Raw genomic sequence first — 21290 nt, 5'->3', positions numbered from 1 at the left:
TCGAGATGTTCTCGCAGTATTAAATTCAAAAGATACATTCCCGTACTTATTAAAAATAAGAGAACTCACCTATTTTACCAAATTACTGTTTTTGATGGCATTATCATAAAAACAGTTTTTTTTGTGAAATACACACAACTTTATCTCTAATATATGTCTATTCAATTCTTTAATTAAAGTGTAGTAGGTTAAGTGTTTCTTTTTTAGATTTTTAAAAATTGATTTCTTTTCCTTTTTTGTGTTTTTCACAAAAACAAAAAACCCTACCTGATATTCATAAAAATAAAACTAAAAGTTTGTAATAGTTTTGCTCCAGCAAATTAAAAAACGATCGTTCTGCTAGTGTTCGAATTTCAATTCGAAAATAAAACTTAATACTAAAAATCAATTTAAACATTTTAAAAAATAACATGCGAAAAGTTAAATTAAGTTTGGTTCTATTGACCATTATCTTTACTAATTTGTTGTATGCTCAACAAGGGGTTATTCCAAAAGAGAAGAATCTTATTATTGAAAAATACAAAAAAGCTAGTGCAAAACATCAATTCTCATCGAGAGAACTTGATATAATTTATGATTATCTTAAAAGTCAGGACGCGAAAAAAGCCGATGCAGAATGTTTGCAGTATAACAAACGTGTTCCTAGTAAAGAAGAGATAAAATTAAAGAAACAGGAGAGGAAAGAAAAAAGTCTAACACGTCAAAATACTGCAGTTAGAAGTACTCCGATAACTTTACCTACGGATGCGAGGTTTCCTGGTGAATTTGAGGAAATTCAAGGTGTATTTGTTTGTTATCCATATAAACGAAGTGGTGGAGAATTAAGATTGTCAGAAAATGCTGACGGTTCTCCTTCATTTCCAAAGTTCTATAGGGACCTTATTTCGGCCATACAACAAGCTGGAGTCAAAGTTTATATTAGCCTTCGTACTCAAGCAGATTCAATATTATTAACCAGACATTTTCAGGAAAAAGGTACTCCATTAAGTAATTATGAATTCTTAATCAATCCAACAGATTCTTACTGGGTTAGAGATTCTGGCCCAATAAATTTCTATTATGGTACTGATGACAAAATAGGCTGGGTAGATTTAAATTATGGTTCATATAGAGGTAAAGATGACGCTTTAACTCCGCTTTGGGCTCAAAGGTTTAATTTTCAATATAGCTATATGCCTCTTGAGTTTGAAGGAGGAAATATGATAATGAATGGTCAACAAAGTTTAACAACAAGTGACAGGATTTATAAAGTTAATTCGACTCATTCAAAGGCTGAAATAGATCAAATTTTAAAAGAGTCGTTTAATCTTGACTATTTACATGTTTTAAAAGAACTTACTTACGATGGAGGAACTGGGCATGTTGACTTGTATATAGACATGCTAAATGAAAACCATTTTGTATATACAAAGCAGCCTACGGAGATGGCAAACATCCCGAAGTACACAGATTATCAGATTGTTTTAGATAATGTTGATTATCTATCAACGCAAATAAGTCCTGGAGGGAGTAATAAACCTTATTCATTTGGTACTGTGCCTTACCCAACAAGAGATGATGGTACTGTTTATGACGATCGTTATGAGATAGGAAAAAATAGTAGAACATATAGTAATCATTTAATCGTTAATAAATCTATTATTCAACCTGTATTTAACAATGGTCAAACGGGTAATATAACCAATGATGAAAAGGCTTTAGATATAATTCGTAAACAATATCCAGGATATCGTATTATTCCAATAGATGGACGCATTTTAAAAGGTACTGGTGGATCTGTACATTGTCTTACAAAAGAATTTATTGCTGAAAACCCAGTAAGATTTAAGCATTACCCATATTATGGCAAAGTTGATAACTGTCAATCTAACTATCCTGTAGATGTGGTTATTACGAACAAAAGTGGTATTAATCGCGCTACCTTGTTCTCTAGAATTAAAGGAAGTTCTAACTGGAAACAAACAAGAATGACCAAAGGTAGTAATGACCATTGGTCATCGAATATATCGTTATCTTCAAATCCTAATGGGAAAATTATAGAGTATTATATTTCAGCTACTTCAAATAATGGAAAAACCATGACGCATCCAATGACTGGTGCCGAAGGTGGTGCCTATACTTTTTGGTGTACTTCGAGCTGTTCAAAAGAAGTTGTTGTAAATGATTCATATTTAGAAAACTTCGAAACAAGATCAAATGATTGGGTACAAGATGCTAATGACAATGCCGATTGGCAGTTAAATTCAAGAGGGAATAAATATTTGTATATTGATAACTCTGCTTCTGGAAATAATCATAAAGCAATACTTAAATCCCCTTGCTTCGATTTATCTGGCACTAGTTCAGCAACTTTTAATTTTAAGTATTTTCTATATGGTAGTAATGATAATGGAAACATTCTGATAGAAGCTAGTGATGATAACGGTTTTACATGGAAAAGACTATGGAAAAACTCAGGTAATAATCGATTTAAATGGGTTGATACCGATGTTAGCCTAAACGCTTATGTTGGTGAAACAGTGCAACTACGTATTACACGTATTATGGGAAGTACAAGATCTTCTGGCGCTAGGATTGATGATTTGGTAATATCAACTGGTTCTAACAACACTTCTGAACCTGATTATTGTAAAGATATTCCTATGTTTAATAATACACAGACCTATCAAAATGGTGATCTTGTTCAGGGAGGAAATGGAAAAGTTTACAAAAGAATTAATGATAATTGGTCTTTTCAATTTGATTGTAGTACAGGGCCTTCTGATACTGAAGCGCCAACAGCGCCAAGAAACCTGGTATCATCGAACATAAAGCAAACAACTGTTGATTTATCTTGGAGTGCTTCTACGGATAACACTACAGTCACTGGATATGATGTTTATAAAGGAAGTACATTAATCGCTAGTACTGCATCAGCAACTACTTATAAAGTAATGAATTTAACTGAAAACACTTCGTATAGTTTCACTGTTAAAGCTAAAGATGAAGTCGGGAATACTTCAAATGCGAGTAATAGTATCACGGTAAAAACATTGCCTGTTGCAAATTCTAATGACTGTAGTAATATAGCTGCTTATCAAGGAGGTAAAATATATACCGAAGGGGATCAAATAGTTTACCAAAACAAGGTATATAAACGTGTTAATAATCAATGGATTTATCAATTTGATTGTGGTGTTGAGCCATCAGATACAGAAGCTCCAACTGCTCCTACTGATTTAAGTGCTTTTGATGTTAAACAAACAAGTATTCAATTATTCTGGAAAGCTTCTACTGATAATATCGCAGTAACTCAATATGAAATTTATCAAGGAACTAATAAAATAGGAAGTGTAGGACCACAAACAAATAATCTTTTCACAGTTCCTAGCTTGACGGAAAATACCTCGTATAATTTTTCAGTTAAGGCTAAAGATGAAGCTGGTAATACTTCAGCATCAAGTAATGTTGTTATTGTAAAAACCTTAACTAATTCTAATAATTGTGCTAATATACCTGCCTATCAGGGAGGTAAAGTATATTCTGAAGGCGATCAGGTTGTTCATAACAATAAAGTATATGAGGTTGTTAATGGTCGATTTGCTTATCAATTTGACTGTACAGTGTCTACAAGAGGAGCTAAGGTTGTTAATGCTGTATCTAATTCTGATATTAAGATATATCCTAACCCAGTTACTACAACTTTTTCAATAGCTACTGATAAAAATCTTAAAGGTGCCTCTTATGCCATTTTTGATTCAAATGGTAGAATATTGAAAAGAGGTGCATATACTGATAACGTTAGTATAAGTAAATTAAACTTAATTTCAGGAACAACTTATTATTTCAAATTGTATGTTAATAATGAAGTCTTTGAGAAAAAGTTTATAAAGAAATAGAAACTACATAAATAATTTTATTTGTATTTTAAAAACCTATATGTTGTGCAACATATAGGTTTTCTTTTTTGGTACAATTAAAAGAATTAAATCCTTAAGAGCAAAATATAATTATTCTAGTAGATAGCTAATGCCTAGTTATTATAAATTTTTACGGTCAATTCACCTTTATCATTCATTGAGGCCCGATACATTCCAGCAGTATTGAATTCAAAAGATACATTACCATATTTATCAAGAGCAATGATGCCTCCAGTTCCACCAAGTTTCGTCAGTTTATTTTGAATTACATCGTGAGTAGCTTCTTTTAGCGAAACATTTTTGTATTCCATTTGAGCGGCAATGTCATAAGCTACAACACCTCTAATAAAATACTCACCCCATCCAGTAGAAGAAACACCACAGGTTTTATTATTAGCATACGTTCCAGCTCCTATTATTGGAGAATCTCCAATTCTATTCCATCTTTTGTTTGTCATTCCTCCAGTAGAAGTTCCAGCTGTAATATTACCTTTTTTATCAAGAGCAACACATCCTACTGTACCAAATTTACTGTTTTTGATATCGCTATCGTAAAAAGCTGTTTTTTGGTCATGGTCTAATTCTGTTTTTTCTTTATGTTTAATGCGTTGAAGTGATTTGAATCGTCTTTCAGTATGAAAATAGCTTGCATCCATAATTTCAAGCCCTTTTTCTTTCGCAAATTGATCTGCTCCATTTCCAGATAGTAATACATGCTTAGAGTTATTCATGACTTCGATTGCTGCGGAAATTGGGTTTTTAACTGCTTTTACACCAGCAATGGCTCCAGCATTGAGAGTGGCACCTTCCATTATTGATGCGTCCATTTCATTAGTCTCAGCATTGGTAAAAACGGCTCCTTTTCCAGCATTAAACAATGGTGAGTTTTCCATAACTTGAATTGAAGCTTCTACAGCCTTTGTGCTAGAACCATTATTTTTTAAAATATCATAGCCCTTTCTGATGGCCTCTTCAAGTTTTTCTTGATACGCTTTTTCTAGTTCTGGAGTCATATTCTTTTTTAAAATAGTTCCGGCTCCACCATGAATTACTATAGCAAACTCATTTTGCTGAATAACTTCTTTTCTTTTCTCATTTGGAGTAGTGTTTTTACAACTTAGAAAAACTACCGTTAATAATAGTGATGTTAGATATTTCATTGAGTAAGTTTTGACATTGATTTTATAGAGTGAAAAGATAAATTATTTAAAGAAGAGTTTTAAAAAAAAATATTACGGGGTTGTTTAAGCATTTTTATAGCTAAATAACCTATGCAAGCATAGTAATTATAAGGGGTTAAGACTGTTTAATTAAAAATAAATGTTACTACTTTTTGTAATAAATACTTTTTTTTATACAATTTAAAAGTAGGGTGCTCAAAAATTCGTTTTTGAAAAGGCTCTTAATTGTAGTTTAACTGTTGTTTTTACAAAAAAAGCCCTCATTTTTTACAAAAACTTTAAAACAACCTAAAATTGAAGGTGAAATTACTACTAAACTTTGTGCTAGATTTGCCTTCGAAAATTACCAAAACCATTAATCATTTTTGCTTAACTAAAATTTAAAAATCAAAAACTTTAAAAATTTTAAACAAAAATGAAAATTAAATTGAAAACAGTAAAAACGTTCTTATTAGCTATCGGGTTAAGTAGTGTTTTATTTTACTCTTGTTCTTCTAATGACGGTATGATGTTAGACAACCCTTCTGCAGAAACTGAAGAAGTTTTAGAAAAGGGCGAATTCAATATCCAAAAACTTGAAAGTGTTTCATCTACTGAGGTAGGAAGAAGTACTAATACAACATTCGATTGCAGCAATATCCGTCAATTTACGAATCAAGTGTATTATAGTTACACAAACTATTATATGTATGTGCCAATGGGATCGCAATACCAATACTACTATAATGCAGAAACAACTTATGTAGTTCAAAAGTATTACAATACTGGTGACTTTTACTATGACTTCAGAATAGCGGGAGAATGTGGAGCGGCAAATGCAATTGTAAATTCTAAATTAGTAGGGACATGGAAAATATACAATTCCAGTGTAACTGATTATGATCTTAATTCTCAATTAACGTTAACTATTCAGACCGATGGAAAAATTAGTTTAAAAGGATGCAATACATTTTTCGGTATGGATATTCAAAGTACCGCAGATAATGGTAACAATGATGGAGGTGAGATTGCTTTTAGTAATACTGACGATTATCTTTCTACTCGTATGCTATGTGCGGACAATAGAGATGAATTAGTTAGAAATATACTAACTGAATTAGGCAAGATTAAATACTGGATAGAGCACACAGGTCCAAATGGGGAAAGAAGAGTAGGTCTTCAGGAAACTTCAAACAGTTTCTTTGGAGGTCAAGCGACAGTGGCTTTAGAGTTTATTTCTCAATAAATAGTTGACGAATATTGGTTTGATTTAAGAAGGGTTTTAAATTAAACTTTAGCTCTCTGGGTTTTCATTGCTCAGGGAGCTTTTTTTGTTTTAATTGGCAGTATTTCATAAACTGTGTAAGTTTTAAAATCTCGGGGTTGAATTCAACCCCGAGATTTTTTTATTCATTAACTTTAATTTTTACACATTTATGAAACCAGAAGATTTATTAAACGGCGAATTTCTAAAACAATTTAAAGATGGCTCAGAGTTAACTAGCTTTATAGAACAACTTCACAAACGAGGAGTTGAAAAGATTTTAGAAGGAGAGTTATCAGCTCATTTAGATTACGAGAAACATCAAAAGAGCACTAACTCTAATTCTCGAAATGGCTATTCAAAGAAGAAGTTAAAAACAACTTTAGGAGAAACAGAAATAGAAGTCCCAAGAGACCGTGAAGGATCTTTTAATCCTATGTTGGTAAAGAAAAGAGAAAGTACTACAGATGGTGTTGAAAATCTTATCATCTCTTTGTATGCTAAGGGAATGAGTGCTTCTGATATAGAGGAGCAAATCCGAGAGCTATATGACTTTAACATCTCTACTTCAACGATTTCAAGAATCACAGATAGCATTACTAATGACATTGTAGCATGGAAAAATAGACCTTTAGAAGCTACTTATTTAATCGTTTGGATGGATGGAATTGTTTTCAAGGTTAGAGAGAACTCTAAGGTTATTAACAAAACTATATACATAGCTGTAGGCCTTAGATCCGACGGTAAAAAGGAAGTACTAGGTTTGTGGTTAGGTAAAAATGAATCAGCTGCTTTTTGGATGAGTGTTTTGACTGATATTAAGGCCAGAGGAACGCAAGATATACTGATTACTGCAACCGATAATTTAAACGGATTTACAGATACTATAAAGACAGTGTTTCCTAATTCTACCACACAAATATGTGTAGTACATCAGATTAGAAACTCTTGTAGATACGTGGTTTGGAAAGATAAAAAAGAGTTTACTAAAGATATGAAGCAAATCTATACAGCTCCAACTAAAGAAGCCGCAAAGGCTGCTTTAAAAGATTTTAAAAATAAATGGGAAGCTAAATATTCGTATGCTATTAAAAGTTGGGAAAACAACTGGGATGAACTCACTGTTTTCTTCGATTTTCCAATTGAAATAAGAACTATTATTTACACCACTAATCTTATTGAAAATCTTAATGGGAAAATACGCAAATACACTAAAAACAAACTCTCTTTCCCGACAGATGACGCTGTTATCAAATCGGTATATTTAGCTTTAAGAGAAAGTACTAAAAAGTGGACAATGCCCATTAGAAATTGGGGCATAATTCTAAATCAATTTTTAGCTATATTTGAAAAAAGGATTAGGCTATAAATAACCTAACCCTGATATTTTGAACTTACACACTTTTTAGGATAGTGTCTTTTAATTTAAAATAATTGTTAGTTTTTGTACTTTTAATTTATTTTCTGTTGATTATTTGTTTGTTATGTATTTCTAATTATTTTAATTTTTAACTTGTTAGAAGTCAACTAAAACCAAACAAAGTCATGCTTCAATCTTATTACCTTCTAAGTGGTATACAAACTTTTTTAATTTCTCTCATTTGTTTTTTGTATCGTTCCAAAAAAATAAAAATCAATCAGTATTTAGGGTGTTTTTTTCTTACACTGTTTGTTGAGATGATTAAAATTATCCTTTTTAAAACGTATAGAAATACCCATTTTCTTTTTTTGCCACTAAGCTTTAATTTTTTAACTATCGTCTTTTTGTTCTTCTATGCCTCTGAAACAGCAGGTGTTATTATTAAAAATAAGTTGCGATACTATATTTTTGGCAGTATAGAGTTTTTTTTATTTAGTATTCTGTATACAGCCATATGGTTTAACCCAGAGCTTCTCGAAAAGTTGTTTATGTGGGGGTTTATGGACTTTTACATGTTTAGTTCTTCTATGTTTATTGCTTTTTTCTGCATTAAAATAATTATTACAAACTTCAAGCATGAACAAAAGGTTCGTGTTTATTTCAAAAACAAAAATTATAAAACACTACACTGGCTCACTGCTTTTTGTGTGCTTTGCTTATTATTGAATTTATGTGGAGTTGTGGGTAGAGTTTTTTTAATTAAAAGTGAAAGTTACGTGTTTTTTAATGAGGGTTTTTATCTGCTTACATTGTATTATATAACCATTACTAGTCTACTTCAAATCAATATTGATAATGTAATTGAATCGGGTAAATGGAATGTACCCAATCAGGAATTAATTGAGGTATATGAAAAGGTGGAAAAGTTGATGGTAGAGGAAAGACTTTATTTAGACCCCAATTTAAATTTAAAATTGGTTTCAAATCGTGCAAAAATATCGGATAGACATATCTCTAAATCAATCAATGCAGTAAAGAACAAAAATTTTAATGCCTTTGTTCACGAATACAGAATTGAAGAGTTTAAGAAGTTAGTATTAAATAAACGTTATTTGAAATATAGTATTGAAGCCTTAGCAAACGAAGTAGGATATAACTCGAGAGCCTCTTTTTATAAAAACTTTAAAAAAATAGTAGGAGTGTCTCCTTTAGACTTTATAAACGAAATAAGAAATAAGTAGAATTGTAGTAAAAATTGCCGAAATAAAGATGTGTGTATTTTTTTTGAACTGTCTCAAAACGCGATTGTATACATTGGTGTTTTTTTTAATATGTTGTTAATGATGTTATTAGTGGTTTAATTCAAACCTTTCTAATAATGAAAATAAAACTAAATAGACTTTTTGTTATTGTGTTTTTAGCAATGACAATTGGTGTAACATTTGGCCAAGAAGGCATAAATGTCATTCAAAATGGAGAAAAAGGGTTAGCTCCCAGGTTTTTGCAGATTGATTCTGAAAAAAACATTAGTATTAATAATTTCAGAGAACTTTTATATGGTACTTTGAAGATTGACGAAGCCTTTCTATTTAAGGAGGTTAATAGAGAAACAGATAAGTTAGGAATTACTCATTTGAAAGTTCAGCAATATTTGAACGGCTATCCAGTGGAAAACGCATTCTTTATTTTTCATTTGAGAAATGGTATAGTATATTCTGCAAATGGAGAAATTTTTCAGAATAGTTCACCAGAAAAAGGAAATCTATCGGTAAGATCCAGTATTTCTGCCGAACAAGCTTTAAAAAATGCCAAGAAATTCATGGGAGGGAATGCCTTTCTATGGGAAAAAGAAAAAGAGAAAACGAATATAGGAGTGTTGGAGACTTTGGTTTATGTTTGTGATGGAAATCATTTAGATATATCAAAGCTAAAGTTGGCTTATAAGTTCGATATATACTCTAAAAAACCATTCGATAGAAAAAAGGTATATATTGATACTTCCAATGGAAATATAGTCTTTGCTGAAGATTTAAAGCATTCTGCTTTCTTAAATGGTAGTCCAACGCCTTGTAAAGATCACAATCATCATAATGGAGGAGATGAGGTTTTTATTGGAGGTTCTACTCAAACAGGGTTTTATGGAACAAAAAGTATCGATATTTCTGGGGCGCCAGGAAGATATTTGGCTTCTCAAACGGGAAACAGGAATATATCAATTACTAATTTAAATGGGAAAAACATTGGTTTTAGTAATACACCTCCAACAGGTGGCGCTGTTATTTCGAGCAATACTCCTAATGGATTTGGAAGATCAGGAAACGAAGGCTACTATATGGCTGCCTATTGGGGAGCTCAAGAAACTTGGGATATGTTTAAGGACGACTTCGGAAGAAACGGATATAATGGTTCAGGGGGCAAAGTGAATATTTTTGTAAATGCAACTGGACAAAATTTAACTAATAATGCGTTTTGGGTAGGGTCTTGGACATATTTCGGAAATGCCTCAAGTGGTTCTCCATTCACTCCTCTTGATGTAGTTAGTCATGAAATTGCTCATGGAGTAACACAAACATCGGCAGGATTAGTTTATAGAAATGAGTCCGGAGCCATGAATGAAGGCTTTAGTGATATTTTTGGCTGTTATGCTGAATATTATGTGTTTAATAGATTAGATTCTAATGTTTGGACTTTAGGTGAGAATATTTCTTTCCAAAGGTCGTTATCGAATCCAAAACAACACAGACAGCCCGATACCTATCAAGGAACAAATTGGTATACAGGCACAGGTGATAATGGAGGAGTTCATGTGAATAGTGGTGTTCTAAACCATTGGTTTTATATACTATCTCAAGGTAAGCAAGGAACTAACGATAAAGGGAGTTCATATAATGTAAAAGGAATTGGAATTGAAAAGGCCGCACAAGTAGCTTATAGAGCACTTACAAGATATTTAACCTCTAGTTCAAACTATGTATCTGCAAGAAATGCGGTAATTAGTGCTGCTACGGATTTATATGGTGCAAATTCGTGTGAATTGGTCGCTACTACCAATGCTATGTATGCTGTTGGTATCGGTGCCAAGTATTCTGGGTCAGGTTGTAGCACTAATAATTGTGATGCCGTAAAAGGTTTGTCAGTTACGAATGTTTCGGAATCAGGAGCAAGAATAGGTTGGGGCTCTGTTTCTTCAGTAACAAGCTATCGATTAGAGTATAAGAAATCTTCATCGAGCAATTATACACAACTTTCTGTCAATGGAGTGTCAACAGGACTCGCTGGTTTGAGTAGTGATACTTCATATCAAGTGAGAGTAACGTACACATGCGAAGGCAAATTAGCTCCTTATTCAAATGTAGTTACTTTCAAAACAAAAGATACGGTCACGCCAACTTGTGATGCTGTAACTGGGGTTAATTCTTCCAATATTACGAAATCTTCTGCTTCAATATCATGGAATGCTAAAGCGAACATTAATGCTTATGTTTTAGAATATAAAACAGCGAGTAGTAATTCATATACAGCTATGGATGTAAGCTCAAATAGTAACGTATTAAACAATTTAAATACCTCAACTACCTATAATGTGAGAATAAAATATACTTGTGAAGGTGGAGGTGATGAAGGATGTGATGGTTTAGATACTTATCAAACATATCCAAAAATATATTATTCAGGAGATAGAGTTACTTATAATGGAAGAAAGTATGAATGTAATGCCGATGGAGTTTATAATATCCCTCCAACAGGAAGTGTTTATTCATACTTGTGGAATGACTTAGGTGCTTGTTCAGGTTCGGTAAATTCGTTGCGAACTGATTCTCCATATTCAGAAGTAATTACTTTTACTACACTAACAGATGACACTCCTAGTTGTGATGCTGTGTCAAATGTTCATGCTTCAAACATAACAAAAACTGGTGCTCAAATTACGTGGTCATCAGTGACAGGAATCGAGGCATATGAACTTCAATACAAAAAAGCTTCTTCAGGAACTTATACTTCAGTTAATTTATTAGGAACAAGGTACTCTATTGATAGCTTAGAGGAAGCTACAGAATATGATGTTAGAGTTACTTATATATGTTCTAATGGTAAGAAGGCTCCATTCTCTAATATTATTAGTTTTACTACTGAAAGTAGTGGTGGTGGTTGTAATGGTATACTTGATTATCAAAGTGGTGTATTTTACCAAAAAGGAGATAAAGTTATTTTTAACGGAAGTATTTGGGAAGCACAAATCACTGTATGGTGGTCGCCAACATTTGGATATTGGACTAATTTGGGGCCATGCTCAAATACAAATTCCTCGATTTTTTCTTATAAGGTGGCACCGAACCCTGTTACTAATAATACGTTAAATATTAATGTGAAAAATGAAAAAGGAGAGCAATTAAAAATCGAAATTTTAGATTTATCAGGAAATGTTTTATTGAAAAATAATAGAGAAGCATCACCTTTTAATTCAGGAAATATAAAAGTAGACATGGCTGGAATAGAAGAAGGAGTTTATATCATATATGTAAATGGAATTTCTCAAAAATTGATAGTTAAATAGTTTTTGAAATGAATTTAAAGGTGATAGGCTGTCTTATTTATATCATAAGGTATTTCATGTGAAGGGCATTTGGTATGCTAAACTGATGTAACAAAGTAGCGAAAGTTTAAATAAGCTTTTAAATTTAATAGGGTCATCTGTATGTTATAGTACAGGTGACTTTTACTAATTAAACAATTTGTTTTAAAATCAAACATAATTCTTTTAATTGTTTAATTATTATAAAACTAATTTATTTGTAGCTTTGTTTCAATAAAAGTACAATTTATAATTAAACTTTAAAATAAATGACTGATTTTGGTATTGATAAGGCCATTCAAGACTTAGGCTTACAAGAAATAAACGAAGGAACATCTACAGGAACAGTAAATTTTTCTAACGGTGAAGTTATTGAATCATATTCACCAGTAGATGGTAAGTTAATAGGAAAGGTTAAGGCTTCAACTAGAGAAGATTATGAAAAAGTAATGGCAGCAGCTACAAATGCGTTCAGTACATTTAAAGTAATGCCAGCTCCTCTGCGAGGTGAAATTGTTCGTCAGTTTGGAGAGAAGTTAAGAGAGAAAAAAGAGGCTTTAGGTAAGCTTGTTTCTTATGAAATGGGTAAATCATACCAAGAAGGGCTTGGAGAAGTTCAAGAAATGATTGATATCTGCGATTTTGCAGTTGGTCTATCACGTCAATTACATGGCTTAACTATGCATTCTGAACGTCCAGGACACAGAATGTATGAACAGTACCATCCATTAGGAGTTGTAGGAATTATTTCGGCTTTTAATTTTCCAGTGGCGGTATGGGCATGGAATACAGCTTTAGCTTGGATTTGTGGTGATGTATGCGTTTGGAAGCCTTCTGAAAAAACGCCTTTATGTGGAGTAGCATGTCAAAATATTATCGCGGAAGTTTTAAAGGAAAATAATTTACCTGAAGGTATTTCGTGTTTAATAAACGGTGATTATAAAGTAGGTGAATTTCTTTCGAAAGATACAAGGATTCCTTTAGTTTCTGCTACCGGTTCTACTCGTATGGGTAAAATAGTAGCGAAAGAAGTAGCAGGTCGTTTAGGTAAATCTTTACTTGAACTAGGTGGAAACAATGCTATTATAGTAACTCCTGACGCTGATATAAAAATGACAGTTATTGGAGCTGTTTTTGGAGCGGTAGGGACTGCTGGACAGCGTTGTACCTCAACACGTCGTTTAATCATACACGAGTCTGTATATGATCAGGTAAAAAACGCAGTAGCCGATGCTTACAAACAATTAAAAATAGGAAACCCTTTAGATCAAAATAACCACGTTGGACCATTAATTGATACTGATGCTGTTGAAATGTACAAGGCGGCTTTGGAAAACGTTGTTAATGAAGGCGGAAATATTGTTGTTGAAGGAGGGGTACTTGAAGGAGAAGGTTATGAAAGCGGGTGCTATGTAAAGCCGGCTATTGCCGAAGCATCAAATGAATTTAAAATTGTTCAACATGAAACATTTGCTCCAGTATTATATCTACTAAAGTACTCAGGAGGTGTTGAAAATGCAATTGCCGTTCAAAATGGAGTGGCTCAAGGATTATCATCGGCAATTATGACGAATAATTTACGTGAAGCTGAACGTTTCTTATCTCATGCTGGTTCTGATTGTGGGATTGCTAATGTAAATATTGGGACTTCAGGAGCCGAAATTGGAGGTGCTTTTGGTGGAGAAAAGGAAACTGGAGGAGGACGAGAGTCTGGTTCTGATGCTTGGAAAGTATACATGCGTCGCCAAACGAATACAATCAATTATACAGCAGATTTACCATTAGCTCAAGGAATAAAATTTGATCTATAATGCAGTATTTGAATAAGTTATATTGAAAGTCACATCGTTTTGATGTGACTTTTTTTTACATTTGTTTCCAATAGATGAAAACTATTTAATTTTAATTTTTTTGAAAATGAAGAGAATATTTTACCTAATTGGAATTTTACTTGTTATACTTCTTGGTGCGTATTTTGGTTGGAAACTTTGTTGTAATGATGAGGTTGTTAAGGAAGCCAAAGTAGAAATACCAGAACCTCCGAAAGAAGAGCCAAAGCCTTCAATAAGTTTTGGAGTTTTAGATGCTGATGGCAACATCACTATTCCAGTGAATGGAGGAGTAAAGTTTAAAAAATCTAGCATTACTTTTAATTCATCAGTATCGGAAGAGCTAGACGAAAAACTTGATCAGTTAAAGGAATATTTAGTTTCGGAAAAAGAAAAATCGTTGTCAATTATATCGTATTATACAAGTGATGAAACCAATAACTCAGTGTTTCCAAATGTAGGTTTAGCAAGAGCCATTTCGTTTAAAAATTATGTTTCAAAAAAGGGAATTCCTACAAAATTAATTGATGTTAAAGGTGAGTTAAGAGATGATTTAGAAGTAGATGAAGATGATAATATTAAAAAACCTTTAAAATTAAGTGTTGGAAAATCAAAAGATTATTCAAAACTATTAGCTAGTATTATTAAAGATATTGAGGAAAACCCACTAGTTTTAAATTTTGAAACAGGGAAAACTAAAATAAAGCTAGATCCTAGTCAGCGTAGAAAAATTGTAAACATTTCTACTTATTTAGATAAGGTTGATCAGTCTTTTTGCTTAATAACTGGACATACTGATAACACAGGTAGTGCAAAAAGAAATATGTATTTAGGGCAAGAAAGAGCGAATTTCTTAAAAGACTACTTTACGAAGAGTGGAATTTTAGAAGATCGTTTAAAAGCAATTTCAAAAGGTGAAACGACGCCCATTGCAGACAATAAAACAAAGAAAGGAAGAGCAAAAAACAGAAGATCAGATGTTGCTCTGAACAAATAAAATACAATAGATAATTGTATTAAAAAAGCGGCTAAAAATTAATTTTTAGCCGCTTTTTAAGTTTGTTTGAAAGAAAAACGAGTTACTGCATAAAAATTCGTTTTCCTTTCTTTATGTTTTCTATTTTAACGTATTTAGTCTTATTGCCATCTTTGTAACTTAGAACGGCTTCATTTTCTTTTAATTTAAAAGGAAAACTTTCTGATGAAGGCTTATTTCCATATTCTTTCTTAGAATCTCCATGAAGCTCTAAGTCATATTTTGAATTTTTAGGAGATGTATTATATCTTCCTATAATATATTGTACTTTACCTTTTGTTTCCAAAACGGCTTTTGTTGTACGATTTATAAAGAATAATTGATCAAACTCAATTTCTTTACTAGTTGAAAAAGTTAACCTTAAATCTACCGAATTATTACCTGGCATCCCACCAGAAATATTGGTGTAAACCGCGCTTGTAATGGTAAATGGTGGTTTGTTTTCAAACTTTTGACTTGCACATTGGGTAAAACCAAGAGCAAAAAATAAAATACCGAAGAGTTTCATTATTTTCACAGGAATAAATTTAAATTACACATCCGTTTTTCCTCGTTTTATAACTGAGGATTATAATTGTTTGGTCAAGTAGTGTGCCAAAATACTAATTTATTACTGATTAAAAAATGTTGAGTTATAGTTATTGGGAATTAAAAGAGTGGTTTACGAATGTTAACTTCACTATTGTAGGGAGTGGGATAGTAGGTTTAAACTGTGCTTTATATCTTAAACAGAAATATCCAAAAGCGAAGATTATAATTCTTGAAAAAGGAGTGTTACCTCAAGGAGCTAGTAGTAAAAATGCTGGTTTTGCATGTTTTGGAAGCCTTTCTGAATTAATTGATGATCTGAAGAACCATTCCGAAGAAGAGGTTTTTAATCTGGTGAAGAAACGTTGGAATGGATTGGAACTTTTAAGGAAAAATCTGGGTGATAAAAAGATTAATTTTCAACAGAATGGAGGATATGAACTGTTTTTAGACTCGAAGCTTTTTGATGAATGTTTAGAAAAGAAAAATGATATAAATAGCTTACTCAATCCATTATTTAAACGATCAGTTTTTAAAACAGAGAAAAATATTTTCAATTTTGCTAATATCTATAATAGTTATATAACCAATATTTTTGAAGGACAAATAGATACTGGTAAAATGGTTATAGAACTTTTGAAGAAAGTGATGAGTTTAGGTGTTCAAATTATAAACGCTACCGAGGTTATAAAATTTGATGATAATTTAAACGGTGTTTCTATAAAAACAAGCAGAGTTGAATTTACAACTGAAAAGTTATTGCTGGCAACAAATGGTTTTAGTAAAAGTTTATTAAATGAAGAAGTAAAACCTGCAAGAGCACAAGTATTAATTACAAAACCAATTGAAAACCTATTTATAAAAGGAACGTTTCATTTAGACAAAGGCTATTATTATTTTAGAAATATTGATAATCGCATATTGTTTGGAGGTGGGAGAAACCTCGATTTTAAGGCGGAAGAAACCACAAGTTTCAACCAAACGAAATTAATACAAAATAAACTAGAAGAAATTCTCAAAGAAACTATTTTACCAAATCAAAAGATAGAAATAGCGCATAGGTGGAGCGGCATTATGGGCGTAGGTACTCAAAAGAAGGCGATTATAAAGCAAATTTCAAACAATGTATATTGCGGAGTCAGATTAGGAGGAATGGGAGTGGCGATTGGAAGTATTGTAGGAAAAGAATTGGCTGAATTGGTATAATTAAATTAATAAATTTGGAAGAGTTAAAAGAAGAAATATATAATGAATGTGTTGAGTTTGTGAATAAACAATTACAGACTGTTGAGAATACGATAGAATCGAATAAGAAGGCGTTGATGTCTGAAACTAAAAGTTCTGCTGGCGATAAACATGAAACAGGAAGAGCCATGTTACAATTGGAAATGGAAAAAGCAGGACAGCAGCTCGAAGGAATAAGGCTTATGAAAGAAACTTTAGCGAAAATTGATGTTCAAAAAAAATCAGATATAAGTTGTTTAGGAAGTATGATTAAAACAAATCTTGGAACTTATTTTTTGAGTATTTCCGCTGGACAGATTAAACTTTCTGGTAATACTTACTTCGCCGTTTCTGTTTCATCTCCAATAGGAGGCCTTTTATTAGGAAAAACGGTAAAAGACAGCTTGAAATTTAAAGATAAAAGTATTGTTATAGAAAGAATAGATTAACAGAAAAAGAGCTACTTCAAATCTACTACAAAATTTGTACTGGGTCTTAGATCCAATAAATTCGCAGCGTTAAATTTTATCCCCCCATTAAAATGAGATGTACGCAAATTTTTCTTCTAGTTCTATTTTTAACTGTCATTACTAATGTAAACGGTCAATACAGAAAATGTAACTGTATTGACGATAAAGGAATTATTATAGGTTATAACAATACTAGTTATCAAATCTCTATGCCAAGCGATGATGCTGGTCAGTATAACAATAGTGGTTTTATGGTTGGTTTTTTCGCTGATATTGAGTTAAGCGAAAGATTCCATGTGCAACCAGAATTTTTATATACAATGTCCTTTAGTGATGGTATTGGCTTTAATACGATTGCAATTCCTTTGATTACAAAGTTTTTTATTACAGAAAAAATTTCTTTACAAGCGGGCCCCATGTTTGATGTAATTCTAGACAGAGCCTTCATGGGAAATTCAGGAATTAACTTTATGATTGGTGCAGGAGTTAATATAACTGAAGGCATTGCAGCAACGGTTCGATATTCTCATAGTTTAACTAGTCGAGGGTATACTTACAAAAACGAACCTATTAATTACGATTTCAATTACTTTCAAGTTGGCTTAGCATTTCGACTTTGGAAAAAGCCAAGTTTCTAGGAAGGTTTTGAGCCTTAGGAAAACAACTTAGTTTCATTAGTAATCATTTCATTGAATAAAATTAGCTTTTATGCTGTTTTGGAGTTGATTAGTAATGAAACTTTTTTAATTAATAAATGAAAAGGAATGATTCTTGTTAATAGTTCGCAAAATTAAATCGTACTATTATGAACAAATACTTACTCATTTTTTTTCTATCGATGTCTTCGATTGCTGGGTTTTCCCAGAAAACAAGTGTTGAAAAATCAATTTTTGGTGTACAAACAGGATTCTTAGGAATTTGGGTACACAATGAAAGCAAGCTAAACGATTCATTCGTTTTACGAACCGAATTAGGATTAGATGGAGGAATTTGGGGTGGAAGTTATTATGAGAGAACTGGTTTTTTATTAACACCAGTTGTAACTTTAGAGCCTCGTTGGTATTATAATTTGGACAGACGACAAGAAAAGGCGAGAAGAATTGATGGAAATAGCGGGAATTTCCTATCAATAAAAACATCTTACAATCCCAGCTGGTTTACCATTTCTAATTATGATAACGTTGTTGTTTTAGATGGAATATCCATTATACCTACTTGGGGAATTAGAAGAAATATAGGAAAGTATATTAATTATGAAGCAGGTATTGGTATGGGATATGGTTATGTTTTTAAAAATAGAAATTACTCACTAAATGGTTCTGGAGGTCTTGCTTTAAATCTGCATTTAAGAATAGGATTCAAGCTTTAGAGTTAATCAATAATCCAATAAACTTCTGCTTCGAAAGTTCTATCCTTCGAAACTAATCTATTAGAGTGGTAGGGTAACTGTGTATAAGGTTGTTATATATACGATGAATGTCAATCGAATCAGTTGTTTTAATCATAAACAGTTTTGCACTCTTAGCAGAACTGTTTTTTTTTCGTCAATACTCGATGGGTTTGTAAAAAACAAAGGTTGATTATTATATAGAGATTCAATTAACCAATGCGAGCCTTTAAAATAAGATGTTACGACCGATACGTTCAGCGATCCTTCTTTTGAAACTTGAAATTGATGTGGGTATAATAATTGCACTTTTCCTTCGATACTTACCTCATTGATGTCGTCGAACAAAGCAGCAACATATTTTTCTTTTACACTTTTATATAGATTGGCAGGAGTGTCATTGGCAATAATAATGTGGTTCCTTATTACCATCATTTTATCGGCAAAAGACAAGGCGTCGTTTCCATCATGAGTTGCAACAATACAAGCAATATCCTTTTCTTTTAAATATTTAAATAACTTCCTTCTGAGTGAATTTTTCTTAAAGTTATCTATTTGACTGAAGGGTTCATCGAGTAATAATAGTTCAGGTTCTTTGGCTAAAGCTCTTGCAATAGCCACTCTTTGTTGCTGCCCCCCACTTAAATTCTTTACTTTAACATGAGCAAATTCCGACATTTCAATAACTTCCAATAACTCTTTTGTTCGTTTTAGCGTTTCTTCAGGATAAAATCGAGATAAGAATTTAGCAATATTTTCGCTAACACTTGTATAAGGCATTAAATCAAAATCTTGAGCAACATATTTAAAAAAGTCCATTCCAGGAACAAGATGATGGGCAGGACCCAAAATTTGTTTTTCATTCCAGTAAAGTGTTCCATGATTTACATCTAACAACCCATAAATTATTTTAAGAAGCGTAGATTTTCCTGAACCGCTCTCACCCATAATGCATAAATGCTCACCTTTATTCAAAGTGAAATTGATATTCTCAAGAGTTTGTTCTTGATTGGGGTATTGAAATGAAATGTGGTTTACCTCAAGCATTCGGCAAAAATAAGAAATCAATAATAGCTATAATATGTCTTTCGTAGATTTAGTTTAGCATTCAAAAATAAATAGTTTCCTTTGAGGAAGCTGATAATATGTACTGCGTACTTTTATTAAGAAAAAAAATATGAAAATAATTTCAAAAAAATGCAATAGAATAAGAATAACACGTCGTTATTAATGAAAAGCGATTTAAAAAGCTTCTAAATGAACCACGAATCGGAAAATGTAAAAAAACTTAAAGCTTTTTTTGATAAAGAATATTATGTTCTTAAGTCGTATGTTGGGTCGAAAATTAAACAAAGTATCCATCAAGATCCTGAGGACATTATTCAAGATGTAGCACTAAAACTGTTTGCTTCTGCAAGTGGGTATAGCTCTATAAACAATGTTGCTGGTTTCGTGTATCGATCTTTAAAGAATAGAATTATTGATGGCTTTCGAAAAAATAAATTTTCGAAATATGATGAAGACATTAAGGAAGCAAAATTGATTGAACTTACTGAATTGATTTATGGAAAACCTGATAATGAATATTCTGAAAGGACAAAGGAAGAACTTAAGATGGCTATTGAAAGTTTAAAACCCATGTATCGTGATATTATTATTGCGATCGATTTTGAAGAGTATTCTTATAAAGAACTGGCGGAAGAACTCAATATTCCAATAGGAACTTTAATGTCAAGAAGGCATAGAGCTTTGGGGTTATTATTGAAGAAAATTAAGAAAGAAAAAATAAGATAAAATGAATTTATTTAAAGACAAAATGGATAAACAGTCACCAGGAATGTTTATTGGAAAAATAGTTTTTATTACGATTGCTGTTGCAGGACTAGCAATTCTATTTGGATACCTAATTATGTGGTTATGGAATGCTCTAATGCCAGATATTTTTGGTTTGCCAGCGGTGAACTATTGGCAAGGAGTTGGGTTATTCGTGTTGGCCAAAATTATTTTCGGCTTTGGAGGAGGGGATTGTGGAGGAAACAAAAGGTCCAAACATTCATCAAAGAAAAGAAGAAAACATAAGTTTAAATCGTATTATGAAAAGAATTGTAAAGGTAATTTTTCAGAATGGGAACACTACAATGAGTTCTGGGAGGAAGAGGGAAATAAGGCTTATAAAAACTATTTAAACCGAAGAAATGTAGAAAAACAAGATGATGATAAGGAAAACAATTAAAGTATCTAAAATTGCTTTAAAACATAATAATTAAAGGCAAAACTTTTAAGAATTGAATCAATATAATTATAGATTCTGAAAATTAGAAAGATGAAATTATTTATATTCAAAACAAATATTAATACAAAGTATAAAGTAAAATCTATAAATGACACTTTTGTTTTAGATACTAATATACTTGACGTGTCCGTTGATCTTGAAGATGTAGATAAAGTTTTACGTATTGAAACGACTGATGTTATAAAGGAAGTAGAAATTGTAAATAAGGTTGAAAGGGCAGGTTTTTCTTGCGTAGAACTTGCAGATTAATATGAACTCGGTTAAACT

At 32.0% G+C, this 21290-nt stretch carries 17 protein-coding genes; 14 read left to right on the top strand and 3 right to left on the bottom strand.

Translation table 11 applies throughout. The features are described 5' to 3' along the window. Nucleotides 1–410: 410 nt before the first annotated feature. A complete protein-coding gene (locus BLW23_RS14045) occupies nt 411–3878 on the top strand; it encodes an agmatine deiminase family protein (protein ID WP_093670900.1) in 3468 nt (1155 codons plus the stop codon). Nucleotides 3879–4012: 134 nt separating this feature from the next. Here the strand turns inward: BLW23_RS14045 and BLW23_RS14040 are convergent, their stop codons facing one another. Continuing rightward, complete coding sequence (locus BLW23_RS14040) at nt 4013–5059, bottom strand: isoaspartyl peptidase/L-asparaginase family protein (protein ID WP_093670898.1); 1047 nt, start codon at nt 5057–5059, stop codon at nt 4013–4015. 436 nt (nt 5060–5495) lie between these two features. On the opposite strand from BLW23_RS14040, the gene BLW23_RS14035 reads away from it, so the two are divergent. From BLW23_RS14035 to BLW23_RS14010, 6 genes are all read left to right on the top strand, one after another. Beyond that, nucleotides 5496–6305 (top strand): META domain-containing protein, encoded by an 810-nt coding sequence (locus tag BLW23_RS14035; RefSeq protein ID WP_093670896.1) that lies wholly within the window; start codon nt 5496–5498, stop codon nt 6303–6305. 190 nt (nt 6306–6495) lie between these two features. Beyond that, a complete protein-coding gene (locus BLW23_RS14030; RefSeq protein WP_093667472.1) occupies nt 6496–7692 on the top strand; it encodes an IS256 family transposase in 1197 nt (398 codons plus the stop codon). Nucleotides 7693–8459: 767 nt separating this feature from the next. Further along, nucleotides 8460–8924: a helix-turn-helix domain-containing protein gene (locus tag BLW23_RS23275; protein WP_176829831.1), complete on the top strand. Its 465-nt coding sequence runs from the start codon at nt 8460–8462 to the stop codon at nt 8922–8924. A 137-nt stretch (nt 8925–9061) separates the two neighbouring features. Continuing rightward, nucleotides 9062–12238, top strand: a complete 3177-nt coding sequence (locus BLW23_RS14020; RefSeq protein WP_093670892.1) for a M4 family metallopeptidase — start codon at nt 9062–9064, stop codon at nt 12236–12238. Nucleotides 12239–12525: 287 nt separating this feature from the next. Then, nucleotides 12526–14067 (top strand): L-piperidine-6-carboxylate dehydrogenase, encoded by a 1542-nt coding sequence (locus BLW23_RS14015; RefSeq protein ID WP_093670890.1) that lies wholly within the window; start codon nt 12526–12528, stop codon nt 14065–14067. Nucleotides 14068–14173: 106 nt separating this feature from the next. After that, nucleotides 14174–15082, top strand: coding sequence for an OmpA family protein (locus BLW23_RS14010; protein WP_143032183.1), 909 nt, complete (start codon nt 14174–14176; stop codon nt 15080–15082). An 82-nt stretch (nt 15083–15164) separates the two neighbouring features. On the opposite strand, the gene BLW23_RS14005 is transcribed toward BLW23_RS14010, so the two are convergent. Beyond that, nucleotides 15165–15638, bottom strand: a complete 474-nt coding sequence (locus BLW23_RS14005) for a hypothetical protein (protein ID WP_143032182.1) — start codon at nt 15636–15638, stop codon at nt 15165–15167. Nucleotides 15639–15748: 110 nt separating this feature from the next. On the opposite strand from BLW23_RS14005, the gene BLW23_RS14000 reads away from it, so the two are divergent. The 4 genes from BLW23_RS14000 to BLW23_RS13985 all read left to right on the top strand — a co-directional run bounded on the left by BLW23_RS14000 (nt 15749) and on the right by BLW23_RS13985 (nt 18712). Next, nucleotides 15749–16855: an NAD(P)/FAD-dependent oxidoreductase gene (locus BLW23_RS14000; RefSeq protein WP_093671818.1), complete on the top strand. Its 1107-nt coding sequence runs from the start codon at nt 15749–15751 to the stop codon at nt 16853–16855. Nucleotides 16856–16869: 14 nt separating this feature from the next. Beyond that, nucleotides 16870–17322, top strand: coding sequence for a 3-oxoacyl-ACP synthase (locus tag BLW23_RS13995; RefSeq protein ID WP_317039327.1), 453 nt, complete (start codon nt 16870–16872; stop codon nt 17320–17322). A gap of 92 nt (nt 17323–17414) precedes the next feature. Beyond that, nucleotides 17415–17981 carry an outer membrane beta-barrel protein gene (locus BLW23_RS13990; protein ID WP_093670882.1) on the top strand — a complete coding sequence of 189 codons (567 nt, stop codon included), beginning with the start codon at nt 17415–17417 and terminating at the stop codon, nt 17979–17981. Nucleotides 17982–18148: 167 nt separating this feature from the next. Continuing rightward, complete coding sequence (locus BLW23_RS13985; protein WP_093670880.1) at nt 18149–18712, top strand: hypothetical protein; 564 nt, start codon at nt 18149–18151, stop codon at nt 18710–18712. Between the two features lie 132 nt (nt 18713–18844). Here the strand turns inward: BLW23_RS13985 and BLW23_RS13980 are convergent, their stop codons facing one another. Further along, a complete protein-coding gene (locus tag BLW23_RS13980) occupies nt 18845–19777 on the bottom strand; it encodes an ABC transporter ATP-binding protein (protein WP_093670878.1) in 933 nt (310 codons plus the stop codon). Between the two features lie 210 nt (nt 19778–19987). Here BLW23_RS13980 and BLW23_RS13975 point away from each other — a divergent pair, with 210 nt between their 5' ends. The 3 genes from BLW23_RS13975 to BLW23_RS13965 all read left to right on the top strand — a co-directional run bounded on the left by BLW23_RS13975 (nt 19988) and on the right by BLW23_RS13965 (nt 21272). Then, nucleotides 19988–20524 (top strand): RNA polymerase sigma factor, encoded by a 537-nt coding sequence (locus tag BLW23_RS13975; protein WP_093670876.1) that lies wholly within the window; start codon nt 19988–19990, stop codon nt 20522–20524. Between the two features lies 1 nt (nt 20525). Continuing rightward, complete coding sequence (locus BLW23_RS13970; protein ID WP_093670874.1) at nt 20526–20963, top strand: hypothetical protein; 438 nt, start codon at nt 20526–20528, stop codon at nt 20961–20963. A 90-nt stretch (nt 20964–21053) separates the two neighbouring features. Further along, nucleotides 21054–21272, top strand: coding sequence for a hypothetical protein (locus BLW23_RS13965; protein WP_093670872.1), 219 nt, complete (start codon nt 21054–21056; stop codon nt 21270–21272). Nucleotides 21273–21290 lie beyond the last annotated feature (18 nt).

It is taken from the genome of Tenacibaculum sp. MAR_2009_124, assembly GCF_900105455.1.
GTDB lineage: Bacteria > Bacteroidota > Bacteroidia > Flavobacteriales > Flavobacteriaceae > Polaribacter.
Note: the sequence above shows the minus strand (reverse complement) of the source record. Positions and strands in the feature narration are given on the sequence as shown.

Bases quoted from the DNA above. Each gene is read 5' to 3' on its own strand.
- BLW23_RS14045 (WP_093670900.1), top strand. From the start codon at position 411: ATGCGAAAAGTTAAATTAAGTTTGGTTCTATTGACCATTATCTTTACT.
- BLW23_RS14010 (WP_143032183.1), top strand. From the start codon at position 14,174: ATGAAGAGAATATTTTACCTAATTGGAATTTTACTTGTTATACTTCTT.
- BLW23_RS13980 (WP_093670878.1), bottom strand. From the start codon at position 19,777: ATGCTTGAGGTAAACCACATTTCATTTCAATACCCCAATCAAGAACAA.
- BLW23_RS14035 (WP_093670896.1), top strand. From the start codon at position 5,496: ATGAAAATTAAATTGAAAACAGTAAAAACGTTCTTATTAGCTATCGGG.
- BLW23_RS13970 (WP_093670874.1), top strand. From the start codon at position 20,526: ATGAATTTATTTAAAGACAAAATGGATAAACAGTCACCAGGAATGTTT.
- BLW23_RS14040 (WP_093670898.1), bottom strand. From the start codon at position 5,059: ATGAAATATCTAACATCACTATTATTAACGGTAGTTTTTCTAAGTTGT.
- BLW23_RS13975 (WP_093670876.1), top strand. From the start codon at position 19,988: ATGAACCACGAATCGGAAAATGTAAAAAAACTTAAAGCTTTTTTTGAT.
- BLW23_RS13965 (WP_093670872.1), top strand. From the start codon at position 21,054: ATGAAATTATTTATATTCAAAACAAATATTAATACAAAGTATAAAGTA.
- BLW23_RS14030 (WP_093667472.1), top strand. From the start codon at position 6,496: ATGAAACCAGAAGATTTATTAAACGGCGAATTTCTAAAACAATTTAAA.
- BLW23_RS14020 (WP_093670892.1), top strand. From the start codon at position 9,062: ATGAAAATAAAACTAAATAGACTTTTTGTTATTGTGTTTTTAGCAATG.
- BLW23_RS13985 (WP_093670880.1), top strand. From the start codon at position 18,149: ATGAACAAATACTTACTCATTTTTTTTCTATCGATGTCTTCGATTGCT.
- BLW23_RS14015 (WP_093670890.1), top strand. From the start codon at position 12,526: ATGACTGATTTTGGTATTGATAAGGCCATTCAAGACTTAGGCTTACAA.
- BLW23_RS13990 (WP_093670882.1), top strand. From the start codon at position 17,415: ATGAGATGTACGCAAATTTTTCTTCTAGTTCTATTTTTAACTGTCATT.